The organism is Nitrospirota bacterium, assembly GCA_016212215.1.
Classification (GTDB): domain Bacteria; phylum Nitrospirota; class 9FT-COMBO-42-15; order HDB-SIOI813; family HDB-SIOI813; genus JACRGV01.
The window spans coordinates 1-26408 of the sequence record JACRGV010000014.1 but is presented as its reverse complement, the minus strand read 5'-3'; the positions used below and the strand labels follow the sequence as shown (position 1 = coordinate 26408).

At 43.1% G+C, this 26408-nt stretch carries 26 protein-coding genes; 14 read left to right on the top strand and 12 right to left on the bottom strand.

The features are described 5' to 3' along the window. The first annotated feature begins 123 nt into the window (after nt 1-123). From HZA08_01900 to argJ, 5 genes are all read left to right on the top strand, one after another. A complete protein-coding gene (locus tag HZA08_01900) occupies nt 124-1668 on the top strand; it encodes a PAS domain S-box protein (GenBank protein MBI5192176.1) in 1545 nt (514 codons plus the stop codon). 53 nt (nt 1669-1721) lie between these two features. After that, nucleotides 1722-2153 carry a 50S ribosomal protein L13 gene (gene rplM, locus HZA08_01895; protein ID MBI5192175.1) on the top strand — a complete coding sequence of 144 codons (432 nt, stop codon included), beginning with the start codon at nt 1722-1724 and terminating at the stop codon, nt 2151-2153. A gap of 24 nt (nt 2154-2177) precedes the next feature. Then, nucleotides 2178-2570, top strand: a complete 393-nt coding sequence (rpsI, locus tag HZA08_01890) for a 30S ribosomal protein S9 (protein ID MBI5192174.1) — start codon at nt 2178-2180, stop codon at nt 2568-2570. 160 nt (nt 2571-2730) lie between these two features. Next, the gene (locus HZA08_01885) at nt 2731-3873 is read left to right on the top strand and encodes an N-acetyl-gamma-glutamyl-phosphate reductase (GenBank protein ID MBI5192173.1); all 1143 of its coding nucleotides are present in this window, start codon (nt 2731-2733) and stop codon (nt 3871-3873) included. Nucleotides 3874-3982: 109 nt separating this feature from the next. Beyond that, nucleotides 3983-5185: a bifunctional glutamate N-acetyltransferase/amino-acid acetyltransferase ArgJ gene (gene argJ, locus HZA08_01880; protein MBI5192172.1), complete on the top strand. Its 1203-nt coding sequence runs from the start codon at nt 3983-3985 to the stop codon at nt 5183-5185. A gap of 105 nt (nt 5186-5290) precedes the next feature. Here the strand turns inward: argJ and HZA08_01875 are convergent, their stop codons facing one another. Beyond that, complete coding sequence (locus HZA08_01875) at nt 5291-6715, bottom strand: HDIG domain-containing protein (protein ID MBI5192171.1); 1425 nt, start codon at nt 6713-6715, stop codon at nt 5291-5293. A gap of 211 nt (nt 6716-6926) precedes the next feature. On the opposite strand from HZA08_01875, the gene rpsB reads away from it, so the two are divergent. From rpsB to HZA08_01835, 8 genes are all read left to right on the top strand, one after another. Beyond that, on the top strand, nt 6927-7739 hold the full coding sequence (rpsB, locus tag HZA08_01870) for a 30S ribosomal protein S2 (protein MBI5192170.1): 813 nt from the start codon (nt 6927-6929) through the stop codon (nt 7737-7739). A gap of 428 nt (nt 7740-8167) precedes the next feature. Further along, a complete protein-coding gene (tsf, locus tag HZA08_01865; protein MBI5192169.1) occupies nt 8168-8764 on the top strand; it encodes a translation elongation factor Ts in 597 nt (198 codons plus the stop codon). Beyond that, nucleotides 8764-9486 (top strand): UMP kinase, encoded by a 723-nt coding sequence (locus tag HZA08_01860; GenBank protein MBI5192168.1) that lies wholly within the window; start codon nt 8764-8766, stop codon nt 9484-9486. The genes tsf and HZA08_01860 overlap by 1 nt, the downstream gene beginning before the upstream one ends. Further along, nucleotides 9483-10040: a ribosome recycling factor gene (gene frr / locus HZA08_01855; protein ID MBI5192167.1), complete on the top strand. Its 558-nt coding sequence runs from the start codon at nt 9483-9485 to the stop codon at nt 10038-10040. Before HZA08_01860 ends, frr begins: the two co-directional genes overlap by 4 nt. Nucleotides 10041-10151: 111 nt before the next feature. Then, a complete protein-coding gene (gene alr, locus HZA08_01850) occupies nt 10152-11285 on the top strand; it encodes an alanine racemase (GenBank protein ID MBI5192166.1) in 1134 nt (377 codons plus the stop codon). Between the two features lie 105 nt (nt 11286-11390). Further along, nucleotides 11391-12167 (top strand): ABC transporter permease, encoded by a 777-nt coding sequence (locus tag HZA08_01845; protein ID MBI5192165.1) that lies wholly within the window; start codon nt 11391-11393, stop codon nt 12165-12167. Between the two features lie 216 nt (nt 12168-12383). After that, a complete protein-coding gene (locus HZA08_01840; protein MBI5192164.1) occupies nt 12384-13130 on the top strand; it encodes an ABC transporter ATP-binding protein in 747 nt (248 codons plus the stop codon). An 89-nt stretch (nt 13131-13219) separates the two neighbouring features. Next, nucleotides 13220-14707 (top strand): MCE family protein, encoded by a 1488-nt coding sequence (locus tag HZA08_01835; protein MBI5192163.1) that lies wholly within the window; start codon nt 13220-13222, stop codon nt 14705-14707. 209 nt (nt 14708-14916) lie between these two features. On the opposite strand, the gene acs is transcribed toward HZA08_01835, so the two are convergent. The 11 genes from acs to acpS form a co-directional block, all read right to left on the bottom strand. Further along, nucleotides 14917-16866 (bottom strand): acetate--CoA ligase, encoded by a 1950-nt coding sequence (gene acs, locus HZA08_01830; protein ID MBI5192162.1) that lies wholly within the window; start codon nt 16864-16866, stop codon nt 14917-14919. Nucleotides 16867-17179: 313 nt separating this feature from the next. Continuing rightward, complete coding sequence (locus HZA08_01825) at nt 17180-17437, bottom strand: hypothetical protein (GenBank protein ID MBI5192161.1); 258 nt, start codon at nt 17435-17437, stop codon at nt 17180-17182. A gap of 171 nt (nt 17438-17608) precedes the next feature. After that, on the bottom strand, nt 17609-17800 hold the full coding sequence (locus tag HZA08_01820) for a hypothetical protein (protein MBI5192160.1): 192 nt from the start codon (nt 17798-17800) through the stop codon (nt 17609-17611). Next, nucleotides 17797-20493: a DNA mismatch repair protein MutS gene (gene mutS, locus HZA08_01815; GenBank protein MBI5192159.1), complete on the bottom strand. Its 2697-nt coding sequence runs from the start codon at nt 20491-20493 to the stop codon at nt 17797-17799. The genes HZA08_01820 and mutS overlap by 4 nt, the downstream gene beginning before the upstream one ends. A gap of 116 nt (nt 20494-20609) precedes the next feature. Then, the gene (locus HZA08_01810) at nt 20610-20864 is read right to left on the bottom strand and encodes a LapA family protein (protein MBI5192158.1); all 255 of its coding nucleotides are present in this window, start codon (nt 20862-20864) and stop codon (nt 20610-20612) included. After that, nucleotides 20861-21349, bottom strand: coding sequence for an HIT domain-containing protein (locus HZA08_01805; GenBank protein ID MBI5192157.1), 489 nt, complete (start codon nt 21347-21349; stop codon nt 20861-20863). The genes HZA08_01810 and HZA08_01805 overlap by 4 nt, the downstream gene beginning before the upstream one ends. A gap of 51 nt (nt 21350-21400) precedes the next feature. Further along, nucleotides 21401-22093 carry a uracil-DNA glycosylase gene (locus tag HZA08_01800; GenBank protein ID MBI5192156.1) on the bottom strand — a complete coding sequence of 231 codons (693 nt, stop codon included), beginning with the start codon at nt 22091-22093 and terminating at the stop codon, nt 21401-21403. A gap of 226 nt (nt 22094-22319) precedes the next feature. Then, nucleotides 22320-22790 carry a tRNA (adenosine(37)-N6)-threonylcarbamoyltransferase complex ATPase subunit type 1 TsaE gene (tsaE, locus tag HZA08_01795; protein ID MBI5192155.1) on the bottom strand — a complete coding sequence of 157 codons (471 nt, stop codon included), beginning with the start codon at nt 22788-22790 and terminating at the stop codon, nt 22320-22322. An 83-nt stretch (nt 22791-22873) separates the two neighbouring features. Beyond that, a complete protein-coding gene (locus HZA08_01790; GenBank protein MBI5192154.1) occupies nt 22874-23332 on the bottom strand; it encodes a CBS domain-containing protein in 459 nt (152 codons plus the stop codon). 122 nt (nt 23333-23454) lie between these two features. After that, nucleotides 23455-25185 carry an NAD(P)H-hydrate dehydratase gene (locus tag HZA08_01785; protein ID MBI5192153.1) on the bottom strand — a complete coding sequence of 577 codons (1731 nt, stop codon included), beginning with the start codon at nt 25183-25185 and terminating at the stop codon, nt 23455-23457. Between the two features lie 48 nt (nt 25186-25233). Then, on the bottom strand, nt 25234-25662 hold the full coding sequence (gene acpS, locus HZA08_01780) for a holo-ACP synthase (protein ID MBI5192152.1): 429 nt from the start codon (nt 25660-25662) through the stop codon (nt 25234-25236). A 254-nt stretch (nt 25663-25916) separates the two neighbouring features. Between acpS and HZA08_01775 the strand changes: the two genes are divergently transcribed. Beyond that, the gene (locus HZA08_01775; GenBank protein ID MBI5192151.1) at nt 25917-26111 is read left to right on the top strand and encodes a hypothetical protein; all 195 of its coding nucleotides are present in this window, start codon (nt 25917-25919) and stop codon (nt 26109-26111) included. Nucleotides 26112-26408: the final 297 nt, after the last annotated feature.

Below are 26408 nucleotides of genomic sequence, written 5' to 3'. Positions count from 1 at the left end.
GGGTTCACAAAGGGCAATGAAAACCCCACCCTCACCCTAACCCTCTCCCTGAGGGAGAGGGGGCTATGTTGATTCCCTCCCCTTCAAGGGGAGGGGTAGGGTGGGGATGGGGTTGATTTTCGTATGAAAAGAATCGGTCTTCAAAAAAAGGTATTAATCACAATCCTCATAACAGGTTTTCTCTCCCTGGCAGTAGGTCTATTTGTTACTTATCGCCAGGTGAGGAGTATACTTGTCGAGGCTATCGGACGTGACTTTGCTGAGATTGCAAAAAAGACCTCAGAGCGATTTGATGTTGCAGTAAAGGAAGAGGTTAATAATTTTAACCGCCTTGCAGATGATACTGAATTTTTACAAGCAGTAAAAGCAGAGAATAAAACACAGATAGAGAATATACTTGAGGATTACCTGAAGCACTCAGCAGAGAGGGAGGAACACCTCGGATTATTTGTAGTTAATGAAGATGGGAAAATAATAGGAAACAGCAGGTTAAAGTTAACTCACCTTTCAGAAATGATATATAAGGACGGATGGGATAAGATTTATTCTAATGGAAACGGAAGTATTTATGCGAGTGATATATTCTTGAACAAAGAGACAGGCGACAGGTCATTTGAGATTGGGATTCCGATTATTGACCCATACACAAATAAGGTTTTAGGCGGAATAAGAAGCATTATGAATGTTGATATATTTTTCAGGTTTGTTAAAGATATGAGCTTCGGTAGAACCGGACATGGCATGTTGGTAGACTCAGAAGGGACTCCCCTTATATGTTCCATCCTGCCTCTGGTATCACATTCAATGAATCAGGAGCTTGTAAACCTGATAACCAAAAAAGGAGAAGGCTGGGAGATCGTGTCGAATGATGCACACGGGGGGGAAAATTCTATTATAGGGTTTAGTCCGCTGGTATACATAAATTCGATGGGGGCAGAAAACATAGGCGGCCATAAATGGTATACATTTGTGCGGCAGGCCCCGGAAGAGACCTTTGCTCCTGTATACAGGCTGTTAATGCAAATCCTGGTATTTGAATCCATACTTGTGTTATCTGTTTGTGTACTTGGTGTTTCGATAGTCAGGAAATTGATAGTACGGCCTATCGGTATACTTACCAATGGTGTCGAACGTGTCTCCAGGGGTGACTTTGATCACAATATTGATATACGTACCAGGGACGAGCTTGAAATCCTTGCTGATGGCTTTAATAAGATGCGTCTGTCCTTAAAAGAAGTCTACACTAATCTTGAAGATAAGATTAAAGACAGGACTGCGGCATTAAGGGCATCTGAAAATAAGTACAGGGCACTGATGGAGCAGGCTTATGATGCAATACTCCTTATAGATCCGACATCAGGCCGCATTGTTGAGGTGAACCTTCAGGCAGAGACATTGACAGGTTATACTGCTGAAGATTTTGCAACGAGCAAATATTGGAACCTCTTCCCTGAATCAATGATGGCCTCTGCAAGAGAGCATTTTAATAAAGGGGTTGAAAGGGGATTTGCATTATTTTATGATTTACCATTAAGGAAGAAGTCCGGAGAAACCGTTAATGTTGATTTAAGTGCAAGGCTTATAGAGTTTAACAATGGTAAGGTGTTTCATGTAGTAATGAGGGATGTAACAGGCAGGAAAAAAGAAGAGAATAAAATTTCTTCTTGACATAAGACGTATAAATAAATAGAATATCCTATTCGTGTGAGGGGAATAAAAAAATGAACAGAACTATTTCAGCAAAAAAAGAAGATGTAAAAAGAGACTGGTATGTAATAGATGCAGAGGGAAAGGCACTCGGCAGGCTAGCATCAAGGGTAGCGGTTGTATTGAGAGGCAAACACAAGACCATCTTTACACCGCATGTTGACACAGGTGACTTTGTTATTGTTATTAATGCAGATAAGGTTAAAGTAACAGGTAACAAAAAAGAGGATAAGATGTATTATCATCACACAGGTTACCCTGACGGTCTGAAGACTAAGAGTCTTGGGAAATTCCTTGAGGAAAGGCCTGAAGACCTCGTAAAAAATTCTGTATGGGGTATGCTGCCTAAGAATAAACTTGGCCGTGCGATATTAAAAAAGCTGAAAGTTTATAAAAGCACAGCTCATCCGCATACAGCACAGATGCCTAAGGCGTTGGATTTATAGTTATAAAATAGGAGATTAAAATTTATGAGTGTTACACAGTATTATGCAACGGGAAAGAGAAAGACGGCAATTGCCCGCGTATGGCTTCAGCCTGGAGATGGAAAGGTTGTTGTAAATAATAAAAAGGCAGAGGAATATTTTACAGTCCCTTCTCTTTTAATATTTATCAAACAGCCGCTTGAGACTGTTAATTTAACTGATAAGTTTAATATCTTTGCAAATATTACAGGCGGCGGTTATGCATCACAGGCAAGTGCATTGAGGCACGGGATTGCAAAAGGACTTCTTGAAGTAGATGCTACTCACAGACCTGCCCTGAAAAAGAAGGGATTAATTACACGCGATTCAAGAGAAAAAGAAAGAAAGAAATACGGTCAGAAGGGGGCCAGAAAGAAATTCCAATTCTCTAAGAGATAGTATTACTACATTGAAATTACAAAAGGGAAGGTTTCTTAATGACCTTCCCTTTTTTTTTGAGCTTATGTAAATTCCCTCCCCTTCAAGGGGAGAGTACCATGATTTCCCCCTCCCTTGACGGGAGGGGGTTAGGGGGAGGGTGAGCTGTGGAGATTATTGTATGACACATAAACTTAAAGTAGCCATAGCCGGTGCAAGCGGATATACGGGAGGTGAGCTGTTACGACTCCTGTATAATCATCCGGAGGTTGAGATTGTTGCAGTTACTTCAGAGAAATCTGCAGGCAGTCCCTTGGTTCAGACATTTCCAAACCTGAAGAAATTCTTTAACCTTAATTTAGAACCGCTTGACCCCCTGAAGATTTCTGAGAAGGCTGATTTCATCTTTACCGCGCTTCCGCATGGCACTTCCATCGGACCTGTTGGAGAATTTATAAAAATGGGGAAAAAGGTAGTAGACCTGAGTGCAGATTTCAGGATTAAAGACCCTGCCATATATAAAGAGTGGTATGGGGCAGAAAATACTAATAAAGCCTTGCTGGACACAGGTGTGTACGGGCTTCCGGAGCTGTACAGGGACAAAATAAAGAAGACATCCTTTGTTGCTAACCCTGGATGCTATCCTACTGCAAGTATTCTTGCGATAGCCCCCTTATTAAAGAATAAGATAATAGTCAATGAAAGAATATTTATTGATGCAAAGTCTTCAATATCCGGCGCCGGCAGGGGGCCGGCATTGCCGTATCACTTTCCAGAGGCACATGAAGGCATGGAGGCATATAAAGTCGGTACTCACAGACATACACCGGAGATCGAGCAGGCTCTATCAGATGTTGCCGGTACTTCTCTAAAAATCTGCTTTGTGCCGCACATTATACCTGCTAACAGAGGGATGCTGTGTACCATCTATGCACCGCTTGCCTTACAAGTAACAGTTGATGACATTATAAATATTTATAAGAAATTTTATTCAGAGGAAACGGCCCTAAGTCTTCGCCTCACAAAGGCTGATGAAAATTCCCTCCCCTTCAAGGGGAGGGTTATGGTGGGGATGGGGTTATCTTCGGGTGAACCTTTCATCAGAATCCTTGATAATGGTACACAGCCTAATATCAGAAATGTAAAAGGCTCAAATTTCTGTGACATAGGAATTGCCGTTGATACCCGCACCGGATGTGTTATAGTAACCTCCGTAATTGATAACCTCGTAAAAGGTGCATCAGGACAGGCTATACAGAACATGAACATAATGATGGGATTTGAGGAGACATCAGGGTTGATGAATCCGGGGATGTTTCCATAGTTAAAGATAGTAAGCAGTGAACGGTAAGCAGTAAGCAGAAGTAAGGATTTAGAACAAAATTCCCTCCCCTTCAAGGGGAGGGTTAGGGTGGGGATGGGGTTTATTTAGCATGAAAATAATCAAAGACGGCAATATTACATCACCAAAAGGATTCCTTGCATCAGGCATTTACGCAGGAATAAAGCGTACGGAAAAACCTGATCTGTCCATTATATATAGTGAACAGGAAGCAACGGCCGCAGGTGTGTTCACAATCAATAAGGTAAAGGCCCCGCCTGTAATTCTTACGCAACGGTACATTAAAAAAGGCATAGCGAGGGCAATAGTTGTGAATAGCGGTAATGCGAATGCATGTACCGGTAAACAGGGAATGATTGATGCAGAAGAGATGGCTGAACTTACTGCAAAGGCGCTGTCCATAAAAAAAGGTGAGGTATATGTTTCATCTACCGGTGTAATCGGCGAGCCTCTGCCGATGGAAAAGATAAGAGCTTCGATAGGGAAGGCAGTTGAAGCACTGAGTGCTATAGGCGGGGACATGGCAGCAGCAGGCATTATGACAACAGACACATTCCCAAAGAAGATTGCAGTCAGGGGAATGGTCGGCGGCAAAATGATTACAGTCGGAGGTATTGCAAAGGGGTCAGGAATGATTCATCCTAAGATGGCCACCATGCTTGCCTTTATAACAACAGATGCAGTATTGGACAAGCGTACACTTTCCGGTGCATTAAAACGCGCTGTTGATAAATCATTTAACAGGATTACAGTAGATGGAGATACAAGTACAAATGATATGGCAATATGTCTTGCAAATGGCATGGCCGGCAACAACTCACTAAAAGGAAAAGAACTTGAGTTTTTTCAGGAGATGCTTGATTTTGTCTGCTATACACTTGGGAGGATGATAGTTAAGGACGGTGAAGGTGCAACAAAACTGGTTGAGATAAAAGTAAAAGGTGCAAAGAACATAAAAGATGCTGAAAAAGTAGGATTTGCAGTGGCCAACTCCAACCTTGTTAAGACAGCACTATTTGCGGCTGACCCTAACTGGGGCAGGATAATGGCAGCAATCGGATACTCCGGTGCGGCTATCTGCGAGGAGAAGATTGCAATCTTCTTCGACAAAACAAAATTTGTAAACAACGGCATCGGCCGCGGTAAAGACATAGAACAAAAGGTAGCAGAAGTAATGCGTCAGAAAGAGTACACAATCACCATTGACCTGAATTCAGGAGACGCAGAGGCAAATATCTTAACAAGCGACCTTACCTATGATTATGTAAAGATTAACGTGGCGTACAGGTCATAACACAAGAAGTAAGAAGTCAGAAGTAAGAAGTCAGAAGTAAGAAGTAAGAAGCAAGAAGTAAGAAGCAAGAAAAGACACCATCTTAACTGTTGACAATCTCATCGCTTAGAAATTGTTTTCTAACAACAGGTCTCTTGCCATTACCATAGCCTCTTCATGATTTGTTATTATGCCGTTATCCTGAGCCTCTCTTAATTGTCTGAGAATATTTCCCATTGCAGGGCCGGGTGCAATTCCAATGGCTATCAAATCCTTTCCTGAGATAAGGACTTTTCTCTCAAGAGTCTTCTTAATTACTTCATAATAATTTTTTACTATATCCTTTGACCGAATAAAATAATTATTTCTGTATTCTTTGCTTGAGGCAGGTCCCTGTGTCCCCTTAATATCAGCCATCCCAAGTATAATGGATGGGATAGCATCATCCTTCATCTTTCTGAACCATCTCATTTTTGTAGAAGATTTGACGCCAGTTGCGGTTAAACTCAGGATATGGAGATGTTCAGCGACTATGAGCGTCAGGAAACTTCTATCCTTATTGGACATCCTCAATCTTTCAGCTATTGTATCTGCAATCATTGCACCTTCAATGTCGTGATTGTAAAAGGTAATGTTGCCTTTATCCGGATGAACACCACCGGTCAAGGGCTTTCCAATGTCATGCAATATTGATGCAAGTTTTAAAAGGGGAAGCCGGTTATTCCTGTTAATATTATCAGCAATCTCCCCTCCCCATTTTTCAAAAAAGAGGACAAGATTATTTATGATATGTTCACAGTTATCCATTACCAGAAGCGAATGTTCCCATACGTCCTTGTGATGGAATGTATTCTGCTCATATCCTTTCATAGCTGAAATTTCAGGAAAGATTACCTCTAAGATTCCGAGCCGGTCCATTTGTCTGAAACAGAATGCACTCTGTGATGTGCTCAATATGTAGAATAATTCAGTTAATATGCGTTCCTGTGAAACCTCTGCAAGGGATTCTACTTTAGTTTCTATATCTTTTAGCGTTAGCGGTTCAATTTCAAAGGATAATGCAGCAGCAAACCGTAAAGCCCGCAATATCCTCAGCGGGTCTGATGCAAAAGAGCCTTCTCCTGCCATTTTTATTATCTTATTATTTAAGTCATCTGCACCATTTAGAGGGTCAATAATCTTATCCGTACTGCCATCCCTTTTAATCTCAACAGCAATGGCATTTATAGTAAAGTCTCTCTGCTGTATATCTTCATATATTGTTTCACCCCGCATTTCAGCAATATCAATAAAATTATTACTGTCGTTTCCGGCGATTACACGGTAACAGGGATGTTCCGGTTTTTTCTCCATAGGCACTACAACAGCGTTATTCCTTTTTGCAAGACTATTAGAAAACTCCTTTGCCCCTTTACACACAAGGTCAATATCCTTTTGCGGCCTGCCTATTAAAATATCACGAACAGTACCGCCGACGAGGTAGAGAGAAGGGAGTTCATCAGAATAATTGTTCAGCCAGTGTTTAATAGAAGGTAGGGAAAGTGTTTTCATTAAGATTTAAATCCTTATTGGAAATTCTGAGAAATTTTACATCAAACAGATTTTAGTTACAAGAAAATATAAAGCAAAAAAAGTTTTTTGTTCTGTTTTTGTTCTTGCCAATTAATCTCAGATATGGTAGTGTATCTCGTTTAAATAATTCTTACATAAGGGATATGGGTTAGCGTATCTCTGCCTGAAAGGGGCATAAAAGGGGGAAAAAATTATGGTACCGGTGATTAAAGAGTTCTTGGAAGCGGGTGTGCATTTTGGACATCAGAAGAAAAGGTGGAATCCCAAAATGAGGAAGTATATTTTTGGGGAGAGGAATGGTATTTATATCATAGACCTCCAGAAGACACTGGCAAATTTTGAGACTGCCTGTGAGTTTGTCAAAGGCGTAGCATCAAAGGGCAAGCCGGTCCTTCTGGTCGGCACAAAAAGGCAGGCACAGGAGATTGTTGAGCAGGAGGCCAAAAGAAGCGGGATGTTTTATGTCAATCAGCGGTGGCTTGGCGGTATGCTTACAAACTTTCTGACGATCAGGAAGACTATTGATAAACTTCGCAAGTATGAGAAGTGGAGAGAAGACGGTACCTTTAAGGCCCTTCCCAAAAAAGAGGTGCTGGATATTGAGAAGGAGATGGTACAGACTGAAAAGATATTCGGCGGCATTAAGAATATGAATGTTCTGCCGGGTGCTGTCTTTATTGTGGACACTAAGAAGGAGTTTATTGCAGTCAATGAGGCAAACAAGCTCGGTATTCCGATTGTGGGGATTGTTGATACAAACTGCGACCCTGATAATATTGATTACGTGATACCAGGTAATGATGATGCTATTAAGGCGATCAAGCTGATCTGCTCAAAGGTCATAGATGCAGTTGTTGAAGGCAGGGCTATTTACGAGGCAAGAGGCGGGGCAAAACAGGAGATACCTGCCCAGGCAGTTGAACCTGAGGCACCTGCGGCTGTTGAGACTGCAGAGGTAGTTGTGACAACTGAACCGGCAGCTGTTAATGTTGAACCGTCATGAGTGGGGTGCTCACAAAGGGGGATGAAAATTAAACACAGAGACACTGAGACACAGCGGAAGGATTTAAGTTATAAAAAACCTCAGTGCCTGAGTGTCTCTGTGTTAGTAAATCATATTTTCGGATGAACCGTCATGAGCGGGGCGCTCACAAAGGGCCATGAAAATCAGCGGGACAAGAAAGTCCCGCCTATCCTCATAGAAATGGATAGGCGGGGTTTTCTTGTCCCGCCGGAAGGGATTTTCGGATGAACTCACATGAGCTGGTGGCTCACAAATGACAATGAAAACCCCACCCTCACCCTAACCCTCTCCCTGAGGGAGAGGGGGCTATGTTGATTCCCTCCCCTTCAAGGGGAGGGGTAGGGTGGGGATGGGGTTGATTTTCGGATGAAGACAGGTAGCATAGATCAAGGAGGAGTTTAAGTTAAATGTCAGCTATAACACATGAGATGGTGAAGGAGCTTAGGGAGAAGACCGGGGTTGGGATAATGGATTGTAAGAGGGCATTGTCGGAATCCGCCGGTGATATGGAAAAGGCATTGGACTATCTGAGACAAAAGGGCTTGGCAGTTGCGGCAAAAAAATCAGCACGCGAGGCAAAGGAAGGGATAGTCGGCAATTATATTCATGGGAATGGCAAGATTGGTGTTCTTGTGGAGGTAAACTGCGAGACTGATTTTGTAGCAAGGAATCCGGAATTTCAGGAGCTTGTCAGGGATATAGCGATGCAGATTGCATGGTCTAATCCTCCTTACATCAGGCGGGAGGATGTTCCGGCTGATGTCATTGAAAAAGAGAAGGAGATATACAGGGCACAGGCACGGGAGACCGGTAAACCTGAGAATGTAATAGAAAAAATAGTTGAAGGAAAGGTTGAGAAATATTTTACTGATGCATGCCTGCTGGAACAGGCGTATGTCAAAGATTCTTCCATCATGTTGAATGACCTTATACGTCAGAAGATAGCAAAGATTGGGGAAAATATAATTGTTAAACGTTTTGTAAGATACCAGCTTGGAGAGTGATGGTACGAAATAAGAGATACAAAAGGGTATTGCTTAAAGTCAGCGGTGAGGCCCTGATGGGTGAAAAGGGATACGGCATTGACCCTGCTGTAATAGATTCCATAGCAGAGGAGATTAAGGAAGCAAACGAGAGCGGGGTTGAGCTTGCTGTTGTTATAGGCGGTGGGAATATCTTTCGGGGGCTTGCGGCAACGGCCATCGGGATGGAACGTGCATCAGCAGACTATATGGGTATGCTTGCAACTGTTCTTAATTCCCTTGCTATGCAGGACGCACTCGAGAAGAAGGGTATAGTTACAAGGGTGCAGTCGGCTATAGAGATGAGGGCACTTGCAGAGCCATACATAAGAAGGCGTGCAATGAGGCATCTTGAGAAGAAGAGGGTCCTTATATTTGCCGCCGGTACCGGTAATCCCTATTTCAGCACTGATACTGCTGCAGCCCTTCGTGCAATGGAGATCGGTGCAGAGGTAATCCTTAAAGGTACTAAAGTGGATGGTGTTTATGATGCTGACCCTGTGACAAATAAGGATGCAAAGAGGTTTGAGACACTTACTCATTTAGACGTCCTTAAACTTGGGCTGAAGGTGATGGATGCAACAGCGATATCACTTTGCAAAGATAATAATCTTTCAATTATAGTATTTAATTTACGGGACAAGGGTAATGTAACAAGGGTTATAAAGGGGGAAGAGATAGGCACTCTTATAACAACGATATGATAGAAAAAATACATAATAGAACCAGAGAAAAGATGGAACAGACCATCAATGTATTGAAAAAGGAATATGGGGCGGTTCGCACAGGAAGGGCATCCCTTGCCCTCTTAGATGGGATGACAGTGGATTATTGGGGGAGTCCGGCACCTATATCTCAGGTGGCTTCACTCTCAATACCGGAACCCAGAATGATACTTATACAGCCATGGGAACCAAAGATGATTGCTGAGATAGAAAAGGCGATCCAGACATCATCACTCGGGCTTACACCTGCAAATGATGGAAAGATAATCCGTGTTCCTATACCTGCACTAACAGAAGAACGCAGGAAAGACATTGTGAAGATTGTAAAGAAGATGGCTGAAGATCAAAAGGTCTCGATAAGGAATATCCGCAGGGATGCAAATGACGAAATCAAGAAGACCGGTAAAGAGGCAAGTATTTCTGAGGATGAGATAAAGAAATCACAGGATGACATACAGAAACTTACAGACCAATATATACATAAGATTGATGAAATATTGAAACACAAGGAACAGGAGATTATGGAGGTATAATCAGGGCATTTCTTCTTAGCAATTTCACCGTTTGATGAATAACAACCATTCTTTTTTAATTAATTAATTTCTCCCGGAATAAACAACAGGCATTTAATCTACAAATATAATGTGGGAACAATTAAAGCTGAAATCAGCTTATCAAATCTGATACACAACCTTAAACTGGTCAGACAGTCTATCTCTCCTTTATGTAAAATCCTTACAGTGGTTAAGGCAAATGCCTACGGGCATGGGATTATAGAGGTCTCAAAGACATTTCAGGATGCAGGAGCTGATATGCTCGGTGTAGCCCATGTTGAAGAGGGGATAAGGCTCAGAGAGGCAGGGATTCACAAAGGGATTCTTGTACTTGGGGGGATAAGTGAAGATTACTCTGCTGAAATTGTTAAGTGGAGACTGACCCCTGTTGTTTATACCAATTCGCTTGTCAATGCCCTGTCAAAAGCCGCAACTGAAGCAGGTGTTGTGGTTCCAGTCCATATAAAGGTTGACACCGGTATGAGAAGGATAGGTGTGGAACCTGAAAATACCGTTGAGTTTGCAGAAAACATTCTAAATCAGAAAGGGCTTCATATCGAAGGCATTATGACCCATTTTGCTGAGGCAGACCTTCAGAACAAGGAGTTTGTGAATGAACAGCTTGATGTTTTTTTGTCGGTATGTAATACCTTACAAACAAAAGGCATTAATATTCCTCTCAGGCATACGGCTAACAGTGCGGCAGTGATGACAATGAAGGATAGTCACCTTGATATGGTAAGACCCGGGATTATGCTTTACGGTTATTCACCCGGCAACAGGCTTGCAAGGGACAATGAAAATCCCCCCCTTTTGGATGAATTAAAACCTGTAATGACTTTAAAAACCAGGATTATTCATATTAAAAAGGTTCCAAAGGATACCGGTATAAGTTACGGCAGGACCTTTGTTACAAAACGGGAAACCATTGTTGCAACAATACTGGCCGGTTATGCCGACGGATTCAGCCGCTCTCTTTCAAACAAAGGAGAGGTCATAGTTAAAGGGGAAAAAGCCCCTGTAATAGGCAGGGTATGTATGGACATGACCATGATTGATGTTACTGATATACAAGATGTTGCAGATGGAGATGAGGTGATTATAATAGGCGGAGAAGGGGAGAACAGGATTACTGCGGATGATATTGCAATGCAGCAGGGGACTATTTCTTATGAAGTCTTATGCGGGGTGGGGGAGAGAGTGGAAAGGGTCTATCTTAGGTAAGGCTGAGCGCAGAAGCAAGAAGTAAGAAGCAAGAGGCAAGAAGAAAGAAGCGAGAAGTAAGAAGTAATTCCCCCTTTAGAAAAGGGGGGATTTGAATCGTAGATTATGTTCACAAAAACATTAACATACATAGGCAGTAAGACTATAAGGTTTACGGAAGAGGCGGGGCGGCTGTTTATTATGTTCGGGCAGACGCTTTCGTGGATTTTTAAACCTCCTGTAAATATCCGCAATATCTTTCAGCAGATGGAGGCCATAGGTGTAAACTCATTGCCTGTTGTTATTATTATGGCAATGTTTACGGGAATGGTTATGGCTATTCAAACGTATACCGGTTTCAAACGGTTCAGCGCTGAGAATTATATGGGGCCTGTAGTTGCTCTCTCAATTACAAGAGAGCTTGGGCCTGTTCTTACCGGCCTCATTGTCGCAGGCAGGGCAGGGGCTGCCATGGCCGCTGAATTAGGCACCATGCGGGTAACAGAGCAGATTGACGCACTTGTTACCCTTGCCACAAATCCAATAAAATATCTTGTTGTGCCGCGATTTTTTGCAGGGTTTATAATGCTGCCGCTCCTTGCGATTGTGGCAGATGCTGTTGGAATGGTCGGAGGCTACATGGTTGCAGTTTACGTACTCCATGCCAATCCGGTTATTTATGTCAGGATGAGTACAGATTATTTAGAGTTAAACGATATATACGGCGGCCTGCTAAAGGCATGTGTATTCGGGGTAATAATTTCCATAGTCAGTTGTTATAAAGGTTTTTATACTGAAGGCGGGGCAGAAGGCGTCGGCAAAGCCACAACAGGCGCAGTGGTATATTCCATGATGCTGATATTAGTGGCGAATTATTTTATGGCAGCTCTTTTGTTTAGGTAAGAGGCAAGAAGTCAGAAGCAAGAGGTAAGAAGGTAGAAGTAAGAAGTTAGAAGCAAGAAACAAGAGGCAAGAAGTTAGATGTAAGAATAAAATTTAAGAGACTTGAAGCACGGTTAGTGACTGTCGGTTACCTCTTATATCTTACTTCTTGCCTCTTACTTCTAACTTCTATCCTCCGACCTCTTACTTCTTACTTCGTTATGCCTGTTCTACGCTATGATAGATATTGTAAATTTATTTAAATCATTTAATAATAAAAAGGTTTTGCAGGGTGTGAATCTGCATGTTGAACGCGGGGAGACGATGGTTGTTATCGGTGGGAGCGGGTCAGGGAAGAGTGTTTTGATGAAACATGTGATAGGCTTGCTGAACCCTGATGAAGGGAGTGTGGTTGTTGATGGTGTGGATATATCGCGTATGAAAGAGAATGACCTGAATGAACTTAGAAAAAAGTACGGGATGCTTTTTCAGGGTGCCGCACTTTTTGATTCCATGAGGGTCTGGGAGAATGTGGGTTTTTCTCTTATTCAACATTCTGATCATTCTAAAGAGGAGATTCGTGATATTGCAAGGGCCAAACTTGAGATGGTTGGGTTGAGAGGTGTTGAAGACCTCATGCCGTCTGAACTCTCAGGCGGGATGAGAAAGAGGGTCGGTCTGGCAAGGGCAATTGCCATGGACCCGCAGATCATGCTTTATGATGAACCCACAACAGGGCTTGACCCGATTATGGCAGATGCCATTAATGACCTGATTATTGAAATGAAGAGGAAACTGAATGTTACATCAATTGTTATAACACATGACATGGTAAGCGCCTATAAAATCTGTGACAGGATTGCCATGCTGTATCAGGGCAGGATACTTGGTGTTGGAACAGCAGAAGAAATAAAAAAATCCAATGACCCCATTGTACACCAATTTATAACAGGTAGTTCGGTGGGGCCGATTAAGGCAGTGTAGGAAAGTGGATAGTGAATAGTGAATAGTGAATAGTGAAGATGGTCCGCCACTAATCACTCGCCACTAACCACTAATAAAAGGGAGAAAAGGTGCTGAAGTTTTCTACAGAGGTTAAGGTTGGGATATTTGTAATTGTCTCTGCGGTTGTGCTTATTTATATGACCTTTAAGGTTGGAGATTTTACCTTTGGCCGGGAAAAGGGTTATATGGTATATGCTTATTTTAATTCAGTGGCAGGGCTTGATACAAAGGCGGCTGTTAAGATAGCCGGTGTTGAAGTAGGCAGTGTTGAGGATATATCGCTTGAGGAAAACAGGGCAAAGGTTGGGATGCGGATAAAATCAAATGTCAGGATCAGGAAAGACACTGTAGCTGCGGTAAAGACACAGAGTTTACTCGGAGAAAAATATATTGAGCTTTTTCAAGGCAAAACAGGGGGGTATATAAGTGAAGGAGGGATTATCTATAATTCTATAGCTATTGCTGACATGGATTCTCTTATAACCAAACTCTACAGCATATCAGAAGACATAAAGGTTATCAGCAGTGCATTCAGGGATACATTAGGAGATTCCCATACTCAGGACTCAATCTCGCAGATAATAAATAACCTGAGGAACCTGACGGAAAATCTGTCAGGAATTACTGAACGAAACAGCAGTTCTGTTGAGAGTATTATTAAAGATGTTGAAGAACTTGTTCATCAGGTTAAGGGTATTACTGATGATAACAGGGAACCCCTGAAGAATGTTGTTGCAAATCTGGAGAGAATATCCAATGACCTTAGTATAATGGCGAAAGAGAACAGGGACCCTGTCAGGAATACAATGGCAAATCTGCAGGAGTTGTCTTCAGATTTAAAAGAAAAAACGCCTAAAATAATGGATAAGGTTGATATTATTGCCGGGAGGTTTGAACGGGGCGAGGGGACGTTTGGTAAACTGATGAAGGAGGACGGCCTGTATCAGAAGCTTGATTCCACCTTTTCAGGATTAGAAAAATATGTGTCAGCAACAGAAAGATTTAAACTAAATGTAGCTTTCAGGGGTGAATATATGTTTGATGAAAACAATACAAAAGGATACTTCTCCCTGAGGTTACAGCCAAGAGAGGATAAATATTATTTATTTGAACTGGCAGATGATCCGAGGGGCAGGCTAAGGGTGACAGATACAACAGATACTACTTCTCCTGCCGGTACAACTGTTACTGTGCATCAGGTAAAGAGGGATGACAAGCTAAAGGTGAGCGCCCTTTTTGGCAGGAAATTCGGGCATGTCGGGTTTCGGGGAGGCCTGATGGAGAGTACCTTCGGCATGGGTACGGATTATTATCTTGATAATGATAATTTCAGGGCCTCTCTGGATATATGGAACTTTAACGGCGATGTAGATGCCCCAAAACCACATGCGAAGTTTACAGCTAGTTATACGATATTCAAGACCTTATTTATAGATCTGGGTGTAGATGACTTTGCAAACTCAAAGACATTAAGCGCATTTACAGGCGCCGGCCTGTCGTTCTATGACGAAGACTTGAAATATATTTTGACAAAGTTGCCGATGGCAATGCCTTGACGGCAGGTAATTAGGCTGAAGGATGAAGTAAGAGGTCAGAGGATAGAAGTCAGAAGTTAGATGCAAGAATAAAATTTAAGAGACTTGAAGCACGGTTAGTGACTGTCGGTTACCTCTTATATCTTACTTCTTGCCTCTTACTTCTTTCTTCTTTCTTCTTACTTCTTTCTTCTTACTTCTTGCTTCTTACTTCTTGCTTCTTACCTCTCTCACTCCTTCTCTTCCATCAACTTCGCCAACACAGAATAGTCTTCCAGTGTTGTGGTATCTCCAACTTTTTCTTTTCCGTAGGCGATGTCTCTGAGGAGTCTGCGCATTATTTTGCCGCTTCGGGTTTTTGGGAGGGCGTCTGTGAATCTTATGTCATCAGGTTTTGCTATCGGGCCTATCTCTTTTGAGACATGTTCTTTAAGCTCTTTTTTTAATTCCTCAGTAGGGTTATTGCCTAACTCAAGGGTAACAAACGCGACTACTGCTTGTCCTTTTATCTCATCGGGCTTTCCAACAACAGCGGCTTCTGCTACAGTGGAGTGGCTGACAAGGGCGCTTTCAATCTCCATTGTGCTTAAACGGTGGCCTGCCACATTCATAACATCATCAACCCTGCCCATTACCCAGAAGTAGCCGTCTTCATCACGCCTTGACCCATCGCCTGAGAAATAGACACCCTTGATTTCTTCCCAGTACTGTTTCTTATACCGTTCAGGGTCGCCGTATATAGTCCTCAGCATAGCCGGCCACGGTTTTTTGATAACAAGATAACCACCGTTGTTGGGTTGTTCGGACTTGCCCTCCCTTGAAACTACATCTGCAATAATTCCGGGAAAGGGTCTTGTGGCTGAACCAGGTTTGGTTGGTATTGCACCGGGAAGAGGGGTAATCATGATCATACCTGTCTCTGTCTGCCACCATGTATCAACAATTGGACAGCGTTCCCTGCCTATATATTTGTGATACCAGATCCAAGCCTCCGGATTTATGGGTTCCCCTACAGTTCCGAGGACACGGAGACTGCTTAGGTCATGTTTCAGAGGCCATTGGTCCCCATGCTTTGTCAATGCCCTTATTGCCGTGGGTGCGGTGTAAAAGATATTTACCCTGTACTTATCAACAATCTCCCAGAACCTGTCAGGCTGAGGGTACATTGGCCCGCCTTCATACATGAGGCTTGTGGCCCCGTTTGCAAGCGGTCCGTAGAGTATATAACTGTGCCCTGTAACCCACCCTATATCAGCAGTGCACCAGTATGTGTCTTCATCCTTTAAATCAAAGACCCATTTAGTTGTAATATAGACGCCTGTAAGGTAGCCGCCGGTTGTATGGACAACACCCTTTGGTTTTCCTGTTGTTCCGCTTGTATAGAGAATGAAAAGGGGATGTTCAGAGTCTAATGGGACAGCCTCACATTTATCTGATGCATCCTTCATTAAATCATGCCACCATAAGTCCCTGCCTTCCTTCATCTGTACATGACTTCCTGTACGATTAACAACAATAACCTTTTCCACATAAGGAGACTTATCTGCTGCCTCGTCTGCCTTTTCTTTCAGCGGAACTACCTCGCCCCTCCTGTAGCCTCCGTCAGCGGTTATGATAATCCTTGCCTGAGCATCATTGACCCTGTCCTTTAATGCCTCAGCACTGAACCCGCCGAACACAACGCTGTGTATTGCCCCTATTCTTGCACATCCAAGCATGGCTATCGGTAACTCAGGGATCATCGGCATGTATATGGCCACCCTGTCACCCTTTGTTACGCCAAGTGATATCAGTACATTTGCAAATCTGGATACCTCCCTGTGAAGTTCCAGATAGGTAAGTGTCCGCGAGTCGCCGGGTTCACCCTCCCAGATTATTGCTGCTTTATTCTTTCTCCATGTAGTCAGATGGCGGTCAATACAGTTATAGGAGATATTAAGTTCTCCACCGACAAACCACTTTGCAAAAGGCGGATTCCATTCAAGCACCTTATCCCATTTCCTGAACCAGTGAAGTTCTCCGGCAATCCTGGCCCAAAACGTCTCAGGGTCCTGTTTTGCCTCCTGATACAATTTTTCGTATTCTTCAGGACTTTTTATATGGGCATTTTTACTGAACTCTTCTGATGGATTGAAAACCCTGTTTTCCTTTAGAATGGACATAATGTCTGCTTCAGGCATGAGAATCCTCCTTTTTATGATTAATCCGAGTTACCCCCTCCCCACCACCCTAACCCCATATTATATAGACGGGGAGGGAATAAACTTAGCACCCTCTCCCTCAGGGAGAGGGTCCGGGTGAGGGTGGGGTTTAATCACCCTAAGCTTGTTAAAGGTACAAAGGCAGTACGATTTAATTAATAACTGATTTTATTATGACTGGAGTTGGCTTGTCAATTATAAAAAGGTATTACAAGACCCCGTTCTCCTTGTCTCTATTTTGGAGGGAGGGGTATAGAGACAAGGGGGGCAACGGGGGGTTGGAAAAGGACTCTCAGGCTGGGGAGGGTTGAATCATTTTAATTTTTTTTTCTATTGTAGAATCAAAGGTATTTTCATGGGTTGAAATAATATAGTCCCATTCACCTCTCCTAATCTTAATCTTGTTTTCTGCAATCAACTGCTCAATTGCAAGAAAGAGGAGATTAAAGGAAGTATCCATTGCACATTCAAGATTGGCTAATGTGATACTTCCGGTTCTTTGCACGATATCATTAACATTTTCTCTTGTCTTGTTCAGCATATTATTCATGTCTTAAAACTCCTTCCCACCCTTAAAAGGTATTCAATTTGAGATGTTCTCAAATTTTTAACTATTTATACTCCATAAAAAGACGAGTGACAATCGTTATAATTATGATTATTTTGTAGAATTAATTTGACAGTTAAGTTATATTCCCCATCCCTTAACGTGAGGGGGTGCTTAGTTTATTCCCTCCCCTTCAAGGGGAGGGTTAGGGTGGGGATGGGGTTTACTTTCGGATGAATCGCCATGAACCTTCGGATCACAAATGGCCATGAAAATTAGCGGGACAAGAAAGTCCCGCCTATCCTCGTAGAGATGGATAGGCGGGGTTTTCCAACCCCGCCGGCAGGGATTTTCGGATGAAATCACGGAGCCTTCCCCGCCTTCCTCTTCAACTCCTCTAATTTCGCAAGTGCCTGCAGTGGGGTCATATTCATTACATCCAGTCCTTTTATCTCGTCCAGTAATGGGTGGGGTTCGTATTCCCTGTTGAAAAGGTCTATCTGTAAAACAGGTTTCTTAGTTTCTGGACTTGTGGGCTTACTGGTATGTGCAAGTCTGGGTGAGCCTGTGCTGTCTAATTCCTCATTCTCAAGGTTATACAGTACCTCTTTTGCCCTGGTGATGACTTCATGCGGGAGACCGGCAAGTCTTGCAACCTGAACGCCGTAGCTCTTATCAGCCATACCCGGCAGTACCTTTCTAATAAAGATTACCTCGTCATTCCATTCCCGGACAGCTATGTGATGATTGAAAATACCTTCTGATGTTAATGCAAGTTCAGTAAGCTCATTATAGTGCGTTGCAAAAAGTGTCTTGGCCTTGATCTTCTTATTGATATATTCTGCTGATGCCCATGCTATGCTTATGCCGTCAAACGTGCTTGTGCCCCTGCCTATCTCATCAAGGATGATCAAGCTCCTGTGTGTTGCGTTTTTGAGAATGTTTGCACACTCCTCCATCTCTACCATGAATGTACTGCGTCCCTCAGCAAGGTTGTCTGATGCCCCTATCCTGGTGAATATCCTGTCAACTGTTCCAATCGCCGCCTCTTTTGCAGGGACAAAACCTCCCATCTGGGCCATTAACACTATCAGGGCAACCTGCCTCATGTATGTTGATTTACCTGCCATATTCGGGCCTGTCAGTACCATCAACTGATTTTTTTCGCAATCCATATCTGCATCATTCGGTACAAATCTTTCTGCAGAATTTATCTGTTCAATCACAGGATGACGACCGTCTTCTATGGTTATTCTCAGACTGTTATCTATCACAGGACGCACATAGTGGTATATGTGAGCTGTCTCTGCAAGGGAAGAAAGGACATCTGTTAATGCGATAGCCCGTGCGCTCCTCTGAACCTTTTCAACCTCATTGGCCGCAGACGCCCTGATTTCCTCAAAAAGCTGATACTCAAGCGCTTTAATCTTTTCCTCTGCGCCAAGTACCCTGTTTTCATAATCCTTTAATTCAGGTGTAATAAACCTCTCAGCATTTACCAGTGTTTGTTTTCTTACATAATCAAGGGGGATATTTTTGAGGTTGGACTTTGTCAGCTCAATGTAGAAGCCGAATACCCTGTTATATCTGATCTTCAGTGAGTCAATGCCTGTCCTCTCTTTTTCCTTTGCCTCAAGCCTTGCAATCCAGCCTTTTCCTTCCCTGCTTATATCCCTGAGTTCATCAAGTTCCATACTGTAACCGTCTTTAATTATCCCTCCGTCAGTCAGGGCAAGCGGAGGTGAATCGCAAATTGCGTCTGAAAGAATTTTAAGCAGGTCATCAAGAGGATCAATGCTGTTACCCGCCTCTTGTATCAGGGGATTTGTACATTCAGAGAGCAGTCTTTTTATCTCCGGCAGGTCGGCAAGACACTGTTTCATGGACAGTATATCCCTTGCGTTTGCGGCCTTGAGGGTTATCCTGCTGATTATACGTTCCATATCCTGTATGTTTGACAGCAGAGTTCGCAGACGTGTCCTGAACATAAAGTTATTCTTTAACTCTTCAACAGCATCCTGCCTTGTTATTATTTCATTAATATCGAGAAGCGGATGGAGTATCCAGAGTTTAAGCATCCTTCCGCCCATCGCTGTGACGGTCTTGTCGAGCAGATGAAACAGGGTCCCCTTCTTCTGTCCTGATTGAGACGACTTCACAAGCTCAAGTGTTCTTTGTGCAATCTCGTCAAGGGTCATGTACTGCTCACGCCTGTAGACCATAAGACTGTTGATGTTCAGCAGGGATGTCTTCTGAACAGCAAACAGGTAATTCAGCAGCGCGCCTGCGGCATTGACAGACGGCCCCTTGATGTCAATTTTCTCAAGCTCTGCGGTGTTTTCTTTCAGATGTTCAAGTAATGTTCTGTATGATTTTTCATATTCAAACATCTCAGGAGGGTATGAGTGGATGTAGAGCTGCATGGAATTCAAAGAGAACCCCATCCCCTCCCTAACCCTCCCCTTGAAAGGGAGGGAAATTTCCTCTCCCTCAGGGAGAGGATTAAGGTGAGGGTGGGGTGGATTTTGTGGCACGATGATCTCTCTTGGGTCTATCCTTGCAATCTCGTCATTCACCTGAGAGGAGGGTAATTCTGCAATGAAAAAATCGCCGGTTGATACATCAACATAAGCGATGCCTGTAATTTCCTCAGCAGGGAATATAGAGGCGATAAAATTATTATCCTTTGAGTCAAGCAGGTTTCCATCAAGGACAGTGCCGGGGGTGATGACACGTACGACCTCACGCTTTACAATGCCCTTAGTCAGGGCAGGATTTTCAACTTGTTCACAGACAGCAACCCTGTAACCCTCTTTTATCAGTTTCGGGAGATAAGTGTTGATGGCATGATACGGTATCCCGCATAAGGGAACAGGGTTTTCTGTGCGCTTATCCCGTGTAGTAAGGGCTATCTCAAGCACCTTAGATGCCGTTACCGCATCATCATAAAACATCTCATAGAAGTCGCCCATCCTGAAGAAGAGGATGGCATCCTTATGTTCCTTTTTGATTTGATGATATTGCCGCAACAGCGGGGTTAGATTGTCAGTATCGGTCATTATGGTACTCTATAATATGATGTTAACCACAGAGGCACTGAGACACAGAGTTTTTAATTATAAAATCATTAGTTTTTCTCTGTGCCTCAGTGCCTCTGTGGTTTATATTCATTAGTTTAATTATTCTCTGTCTCTATATCCTTAATAGAGCGCCTGAGTTTTCTTATCTCTATCTTGTTTTTTATCCATGCAGGAAGCAGCAGTAGTGAAAACACTATGCCTCCGGCAATGAATGCACCAATGAGTATCATGTATAAAGGCAACTGTGATGTGCTTCCAAGTAAGTAATTTATCTGCACAGGTTCTTTGTTTACCATTGCAAGGATAAAGACTATGGTGAGGATGATAAGAGAGAATATAAGCCTGATCATTTGGTCTCCCTGAAGAATGGTAATAGAAGGTCATAAGCCGCAATGATATGCTGGGGTATGACCTTTATATCAGAAAGTACCGGCATGAAGTTTGTATCGCCTGTCCATCGCGGGACGATGTGGATATGGATATGTTCATCTATGCCTGCACCTGCGGCCTTCCCAACATTAATTCCGATATTAAATCCCTGAGCTGCGAAGACCTGCCTCATGATGTTTTGTGCCTTTCTTGTAAGTGTAATCAGTTCAAGAAGCACATCATCAGTAAGCCCGTCCAAATCCTGCACATGTTGATAAGGGACAATCATAAGATGCCCGTTATTGTATGGGAACAGGTTCATAATTATAAAGGCATGATTACCGCGATATAATATCAGGTTATCCCTGTCTTTATTCAGTTTCGGCTTTGTACAGAATATACACCCTTCATCCTCTCCTGCATTAATAACATACTGAAGCCGCCACGGCGCCCATAATTGCTGCATGTCCTCTCCTCTCCTTTCCGTTCTCTTCTCTAACTTCTAACATCTTGCTTCTTACTTTTGCTCCTTCTCCTTAATCCCCAGCTCCTTCATAATAATCTGCAGGTCCTGCCATGACCGGACTTTTTCACCTGGATTTCTCAAAAGATATGAAGGATGAAAAGTAGGGACTATGCTGTATCCGTCTTTTAAATGAATCTTTCCTCTTAGGTCACTTATCTTTGTAGAGGTTTCAAGAAGTGTATGAGATGCAAATGTCCCGAGTGTGCATATAATCTCAGGTTTAATAATATCAATCTGTGCCTTCAGAAATGGACTGCATGCAGTAATCTCATCCCCTTCAGGATTACGATTGCATGGGGGGCGGCATTTCACTACGTTAGCTATATACACATCGTCACGGGTTAATCCCATTGCTGTAATCATTTTCGTAAGCAGTTCACCGGCCTTGCCCACAAAAGGCTTGCCCTGCTTATCTTCATCTTCACCCGGCCCTTCCCCTACAAACATCAGCCTTGTATTGGGGTTACCGGTTCCAAAGACAATGTTGGTTCTGCCTTTGCTTAACTTACATCTTTTGCAGTCACCTATTTTCTGAAGAAGGGTGTTGAGGGATTCTGCTTTTTGTTCAGTCGAAGATACCTCCGGCGGGGTAAGAAAACCCCGCCTATCCAGAGAGATATCAAGGATAGGTGGGACATTCTTGTCCCACTCATTTTCATTATTCTTTGTGAGAACGCCGCTCATGACTGATTCACCCGATATGCCGTTTCTTGCTTCTTGCTTCTTGCTTCTTATATCTTCTTTGCTTTTCACAAAGATCTCCTCAACGCCGGTTTGTTTGAGAAACAATAGATGCGCCCTCATATCTGCAATTACATCAAGGAGTTCACCCGAAAACCCCATCCCCACCCCGGCCCTCCCCTTGAAGGGGAGGGAGTCTTCATGGCTGTTATACATAACCTATTACCTATTACCCTATTACCTTTTCTTTACATGCCTCTTCAAGTATCTTTCTATGTTTTTCTCCATAAGCAATTATTTCAATGGCACGCATCTTATCATCCACCCATTCCAATTTTATATCAATCCTATCATCAGGCAGAGCGTCTTTAATTCTTTCTGCCCACTCTATTGCAGTTACCCCGTTTCCATATATAACCTCTTCCATGCCTATGTCCCTTATGTCATCCAGTGTCCCAATCCTGTACAGGTCTATATGATATAGGGGGATTCTGCCTTTGTACTCCCTGATGATTATGAAAGTTGGACTGCTGACTTCTTTTCTCTTTATTCCAAGCCCCTCTGCCATACCTTTAATAAAACAGGTCTTGCCTGCTCCGAGTTCACCTGTAAGGCAAATCACACTGCCGGGTAAAAGATGCTTGCCGAGTGTCTTTCCTATTTCAATGGTGTTATTTGGACTGTTTGATTGTAATCTGATAACCCCATCCCCACCCTACCCCTCCCCTTGAAGGGGAGGGAATCTTATTTCTTGCATCTTACTTCAGCCTTCAGTCTATCTACCTATCTTTTCCCTTCCGCTATTGCCCTTACAATATCCTTCTTCCCGACCATACCGACGAGTTTCCCCTTCTTTACTACAGGGATGTGGTGGACGTTCTTTTCGCACATGATGGTAGCAATGTCTTCAATAGTAGAGGATTCGGTTACGGTTATGGGGTCTTTTTTGTAAATATCTTCAACGGTCACTGCCGCCATCTTTCTTATGTCGTCTTCAAACTTCTTTGAACTGCCGAGGTAAATTACAGCATCAAAGATGGTTATAACAGTGGGTATGTGAAGCCTCTGTTCCATCTTTATCAGGTCATTCTCTGTTACAACACCTTTGAGATTTCCATCTTCATCAACAACCGGTGCACCACTTATTCCGTGCTTAATAAATAGCCGCGCCAGTTCCTCAACAGTCGTTGTGCTGGTTACGGTTACAACTTCTTTAGTCATTATATCTTTTGCATTAGCCATGTTTTCTCCTTGTTTTGCTCTAACCCCATCCCCACCCTAACCCTCCCCTTGAAGGGGAGGGAATTAGCAAAGTCCCTCTCCCTCAGGGAGAGGGTCAGGGTGAGGGTGGTGCTTCTTACCTCTTACCTCTTACTTCTGCTCATTGCTTTTAACTGTCTGATAGCTTCCGGTATCCTCTCAATCAGGTCACCGGCAATCATACCTTGCATGCCTTTTTCCTTTGCCGCAATATCTCCTGCTAATCCGTGAAGGTATACGCCAAGCCTTACAGCAGAGGATATGTCAATGTTCTGTGCGATTAGCCCGGCAATTATCCCTGTAAGTGCATCTCCGGTACCGGCGGTGGCCATGCCGGGATTACCGGTCGGGTTAATGTATACTGTTCCTGATGGTTCTGCAATGATGGTGTGTGCCCCTTTAAGAATTAGAATTATGCCATAGTTTATGGCAAAGTCTCTTGCAATACCAATGCGGTCTTTCTGGATATCAGAAGATGATTTGCCGGTTAATCCTGCCATCTCTCCGGGGTGCGGTGTCAGTATGGTGAATGTCTTTCTATTCTTGAGAAGCTCAGTAGCACTTATGAAGGCATTGATACCGTCTGCATCAATTACAACAGGGACATTCAGTTCATTAATTATTTTCCGTATAACTTCAACCGTTTCTCCATTTGTTGTTAAGCCCGGTCCTATTGCAACTACATCTTTATCTTTTGCAATCTCTGTTATTTTTTCTATAGCCTGAAATCCAATCGTATGTTCATCTGTTTCAGGAAGGGGGCAGGTCATCGCTTCCATAATCCTTCCGGCTATTACAGGTTGTACACTCTCAGGTGTAGCAAGTGTAACGAGGCCCGCACCGGTCTTTAAACAGGATAGTGATGTCATTGCTGCGGCGCCGCCTTTTCCTAATGAACCGGCTATTACAAGTACATGTCCGAAACTTCCCTTGTGAGAGTTTGGAAGCCTGTCCGGGATGAGTCTTGTCATATCATCTTCTGTAAGAAGGTTGAGGCAGATACCCTCTTCTTCAATGGCCTGTTCTGGTATGGATATGTCAACTATGTGAAGCCTGCCCGTAAGCTCGCTGCCAGGATATAGAAAATGTCCCCTTTTGGGAATGGCAAAGGTGATGGTAGCATCTGCCTTAACAGCATCACCCATAACCTCTCCAGTGTCTGAGTTAATTCCAGTTGGGATGTCTACAGAAATAACAGGTCTGCCTGAGTCATTTATCAGTTCTATAATCTCGAGATGTTCTTCTTTGACATGGGCAGATAAGCCGGTGCCGAATATGGCATCAATAATAAGATAGCTGTGGTTTAAGGAATTTCTTACAGCCCAAATATCATAAGAACTTATATTTGATGAAAACGAATCCCCCTCACCCTTGTCCCCCCTCCTGCCTCCCCCCGCAAAGGAGGGGGGAGGAATTTGGTAGGAATTTAATTGCAGCTCTCCCGCCAGGGGAGAGGGTATTGCTATGTTTATTCCCATCTTTAAGGCGATGTTGAGATTTGTTTCTGCATCACCTTTTAGTTCACTTAAAAATACCCCCCCCATGCCCCCCCTTGAAAAAAGGGGGGGATTTCCTTCAATATTTGTCAGCAGGATTACCTGAACAACGGCATCTCTGTTATGTAATAACCTTGCAACTGCAAGGCCGTCTCCGCCGTTGTTTCCTTTTCCGCATACTATTGTGATCTTGCGGCCTTTGATGGGGCCATAGTTTTCTTCTATAATGCGAAGGATTCCATGAGCAGCATTTTCCATCAGGAGCAGAGATGGGATACAGTATTTATCCGCAGCACGTTTGTCAATGTTACGCATCTGCTGTGCAGTGGCTATGTACACATTATCCTCCTATTTGCAAAGGTGCTTCTTCCCTCTTTTAACTATTCACTAATTTTCTATAATTACTTGTGATATTGCAAAACCCCCGTCATGGCTGATGCTGAGGTGGATGTTTTTTACGAACAAAGTTTCTGATAGTGTTCTTAATTTTCCATGAAGTGCAATATCAGGTTTTCCGTTCGGCCTTTTTACCACCTCAATATCCTTCCATGTGATACCTCTAGTGAATCCTGTGCCGAATGCCTTTACTGTTGCTTCTTTAGCTGCAAAGCGGCCGGCAAGGTGAGTATGCGGCAGTTTGTGATTCAGAAGGTATGTAAGTTCATCTCCTGCAAACACCCTCTCAAGAAATCTCCTGCCCCATCGCTCCTCAGCTTTTTTTATGCGGTCTATTGAGACAATGTCTATGCCTGTACCGATGATCACTATCTTGATTCCCCCGCCGGAAATTATGACAGAATCACATATCTTAATCAATAGACCTGCAATCCGGTCAGCAGTTCTCGGTGAAACAAATAGGTATTGATATATAAGGGTGTTGAGGGGGAGGAAGAAATTACTTTTCGTAATGTATTGGATGGTAAGCTATAAAAGCGTCAAAATATTGACTCTAGACTTTTCAATATAGATATGCTATGTATTATGCGTGCATATCAAGAAACATTTAGGTTTTACTGCTTTAAGAAGAAGATTATCTGAGAGATTCAATCAGCTAGAAGATAAACGGCAGAATGGCAAAGGACTCTGAGATAGAGGCCGGCAAGAGGCTTATTAATAAGATTCGCAGGTCACACCCCAAGCTGAAGATAATCATAGTGGCAGACAGCCTTTATAGGAAGCAGCCGTTTATAGAGAGTTTAAAAAGAGAGGGGATGAGCTGCATCCTGGTGGCCAAGCCTGAAGATTATAAGATGCTGTCTCGGTAAACTATTTTGAATACCGGTTGTTTAATGAGGTACTTATATCTCCTCAGCAGTAAACAGTAATAGCATTTGGATTTGCTTGTCTATTTACCCCCTTATTTTAAAAAAACATCAAGTGATGGAATGATAACATGGGCATTTATCTATAGAAAAGGACTTCTTAGGGTCTGTCATGAAATAACTTGTGCATTTAGGCGCTCAGATTTCGGTCAGGTTTGAGTGCGACCGATTGAGCAAACCCGAAGGCGTAGTTGAATCTACGCTGAGGGGTTGCGATTGAGGAGCACACAAAGATGGCCG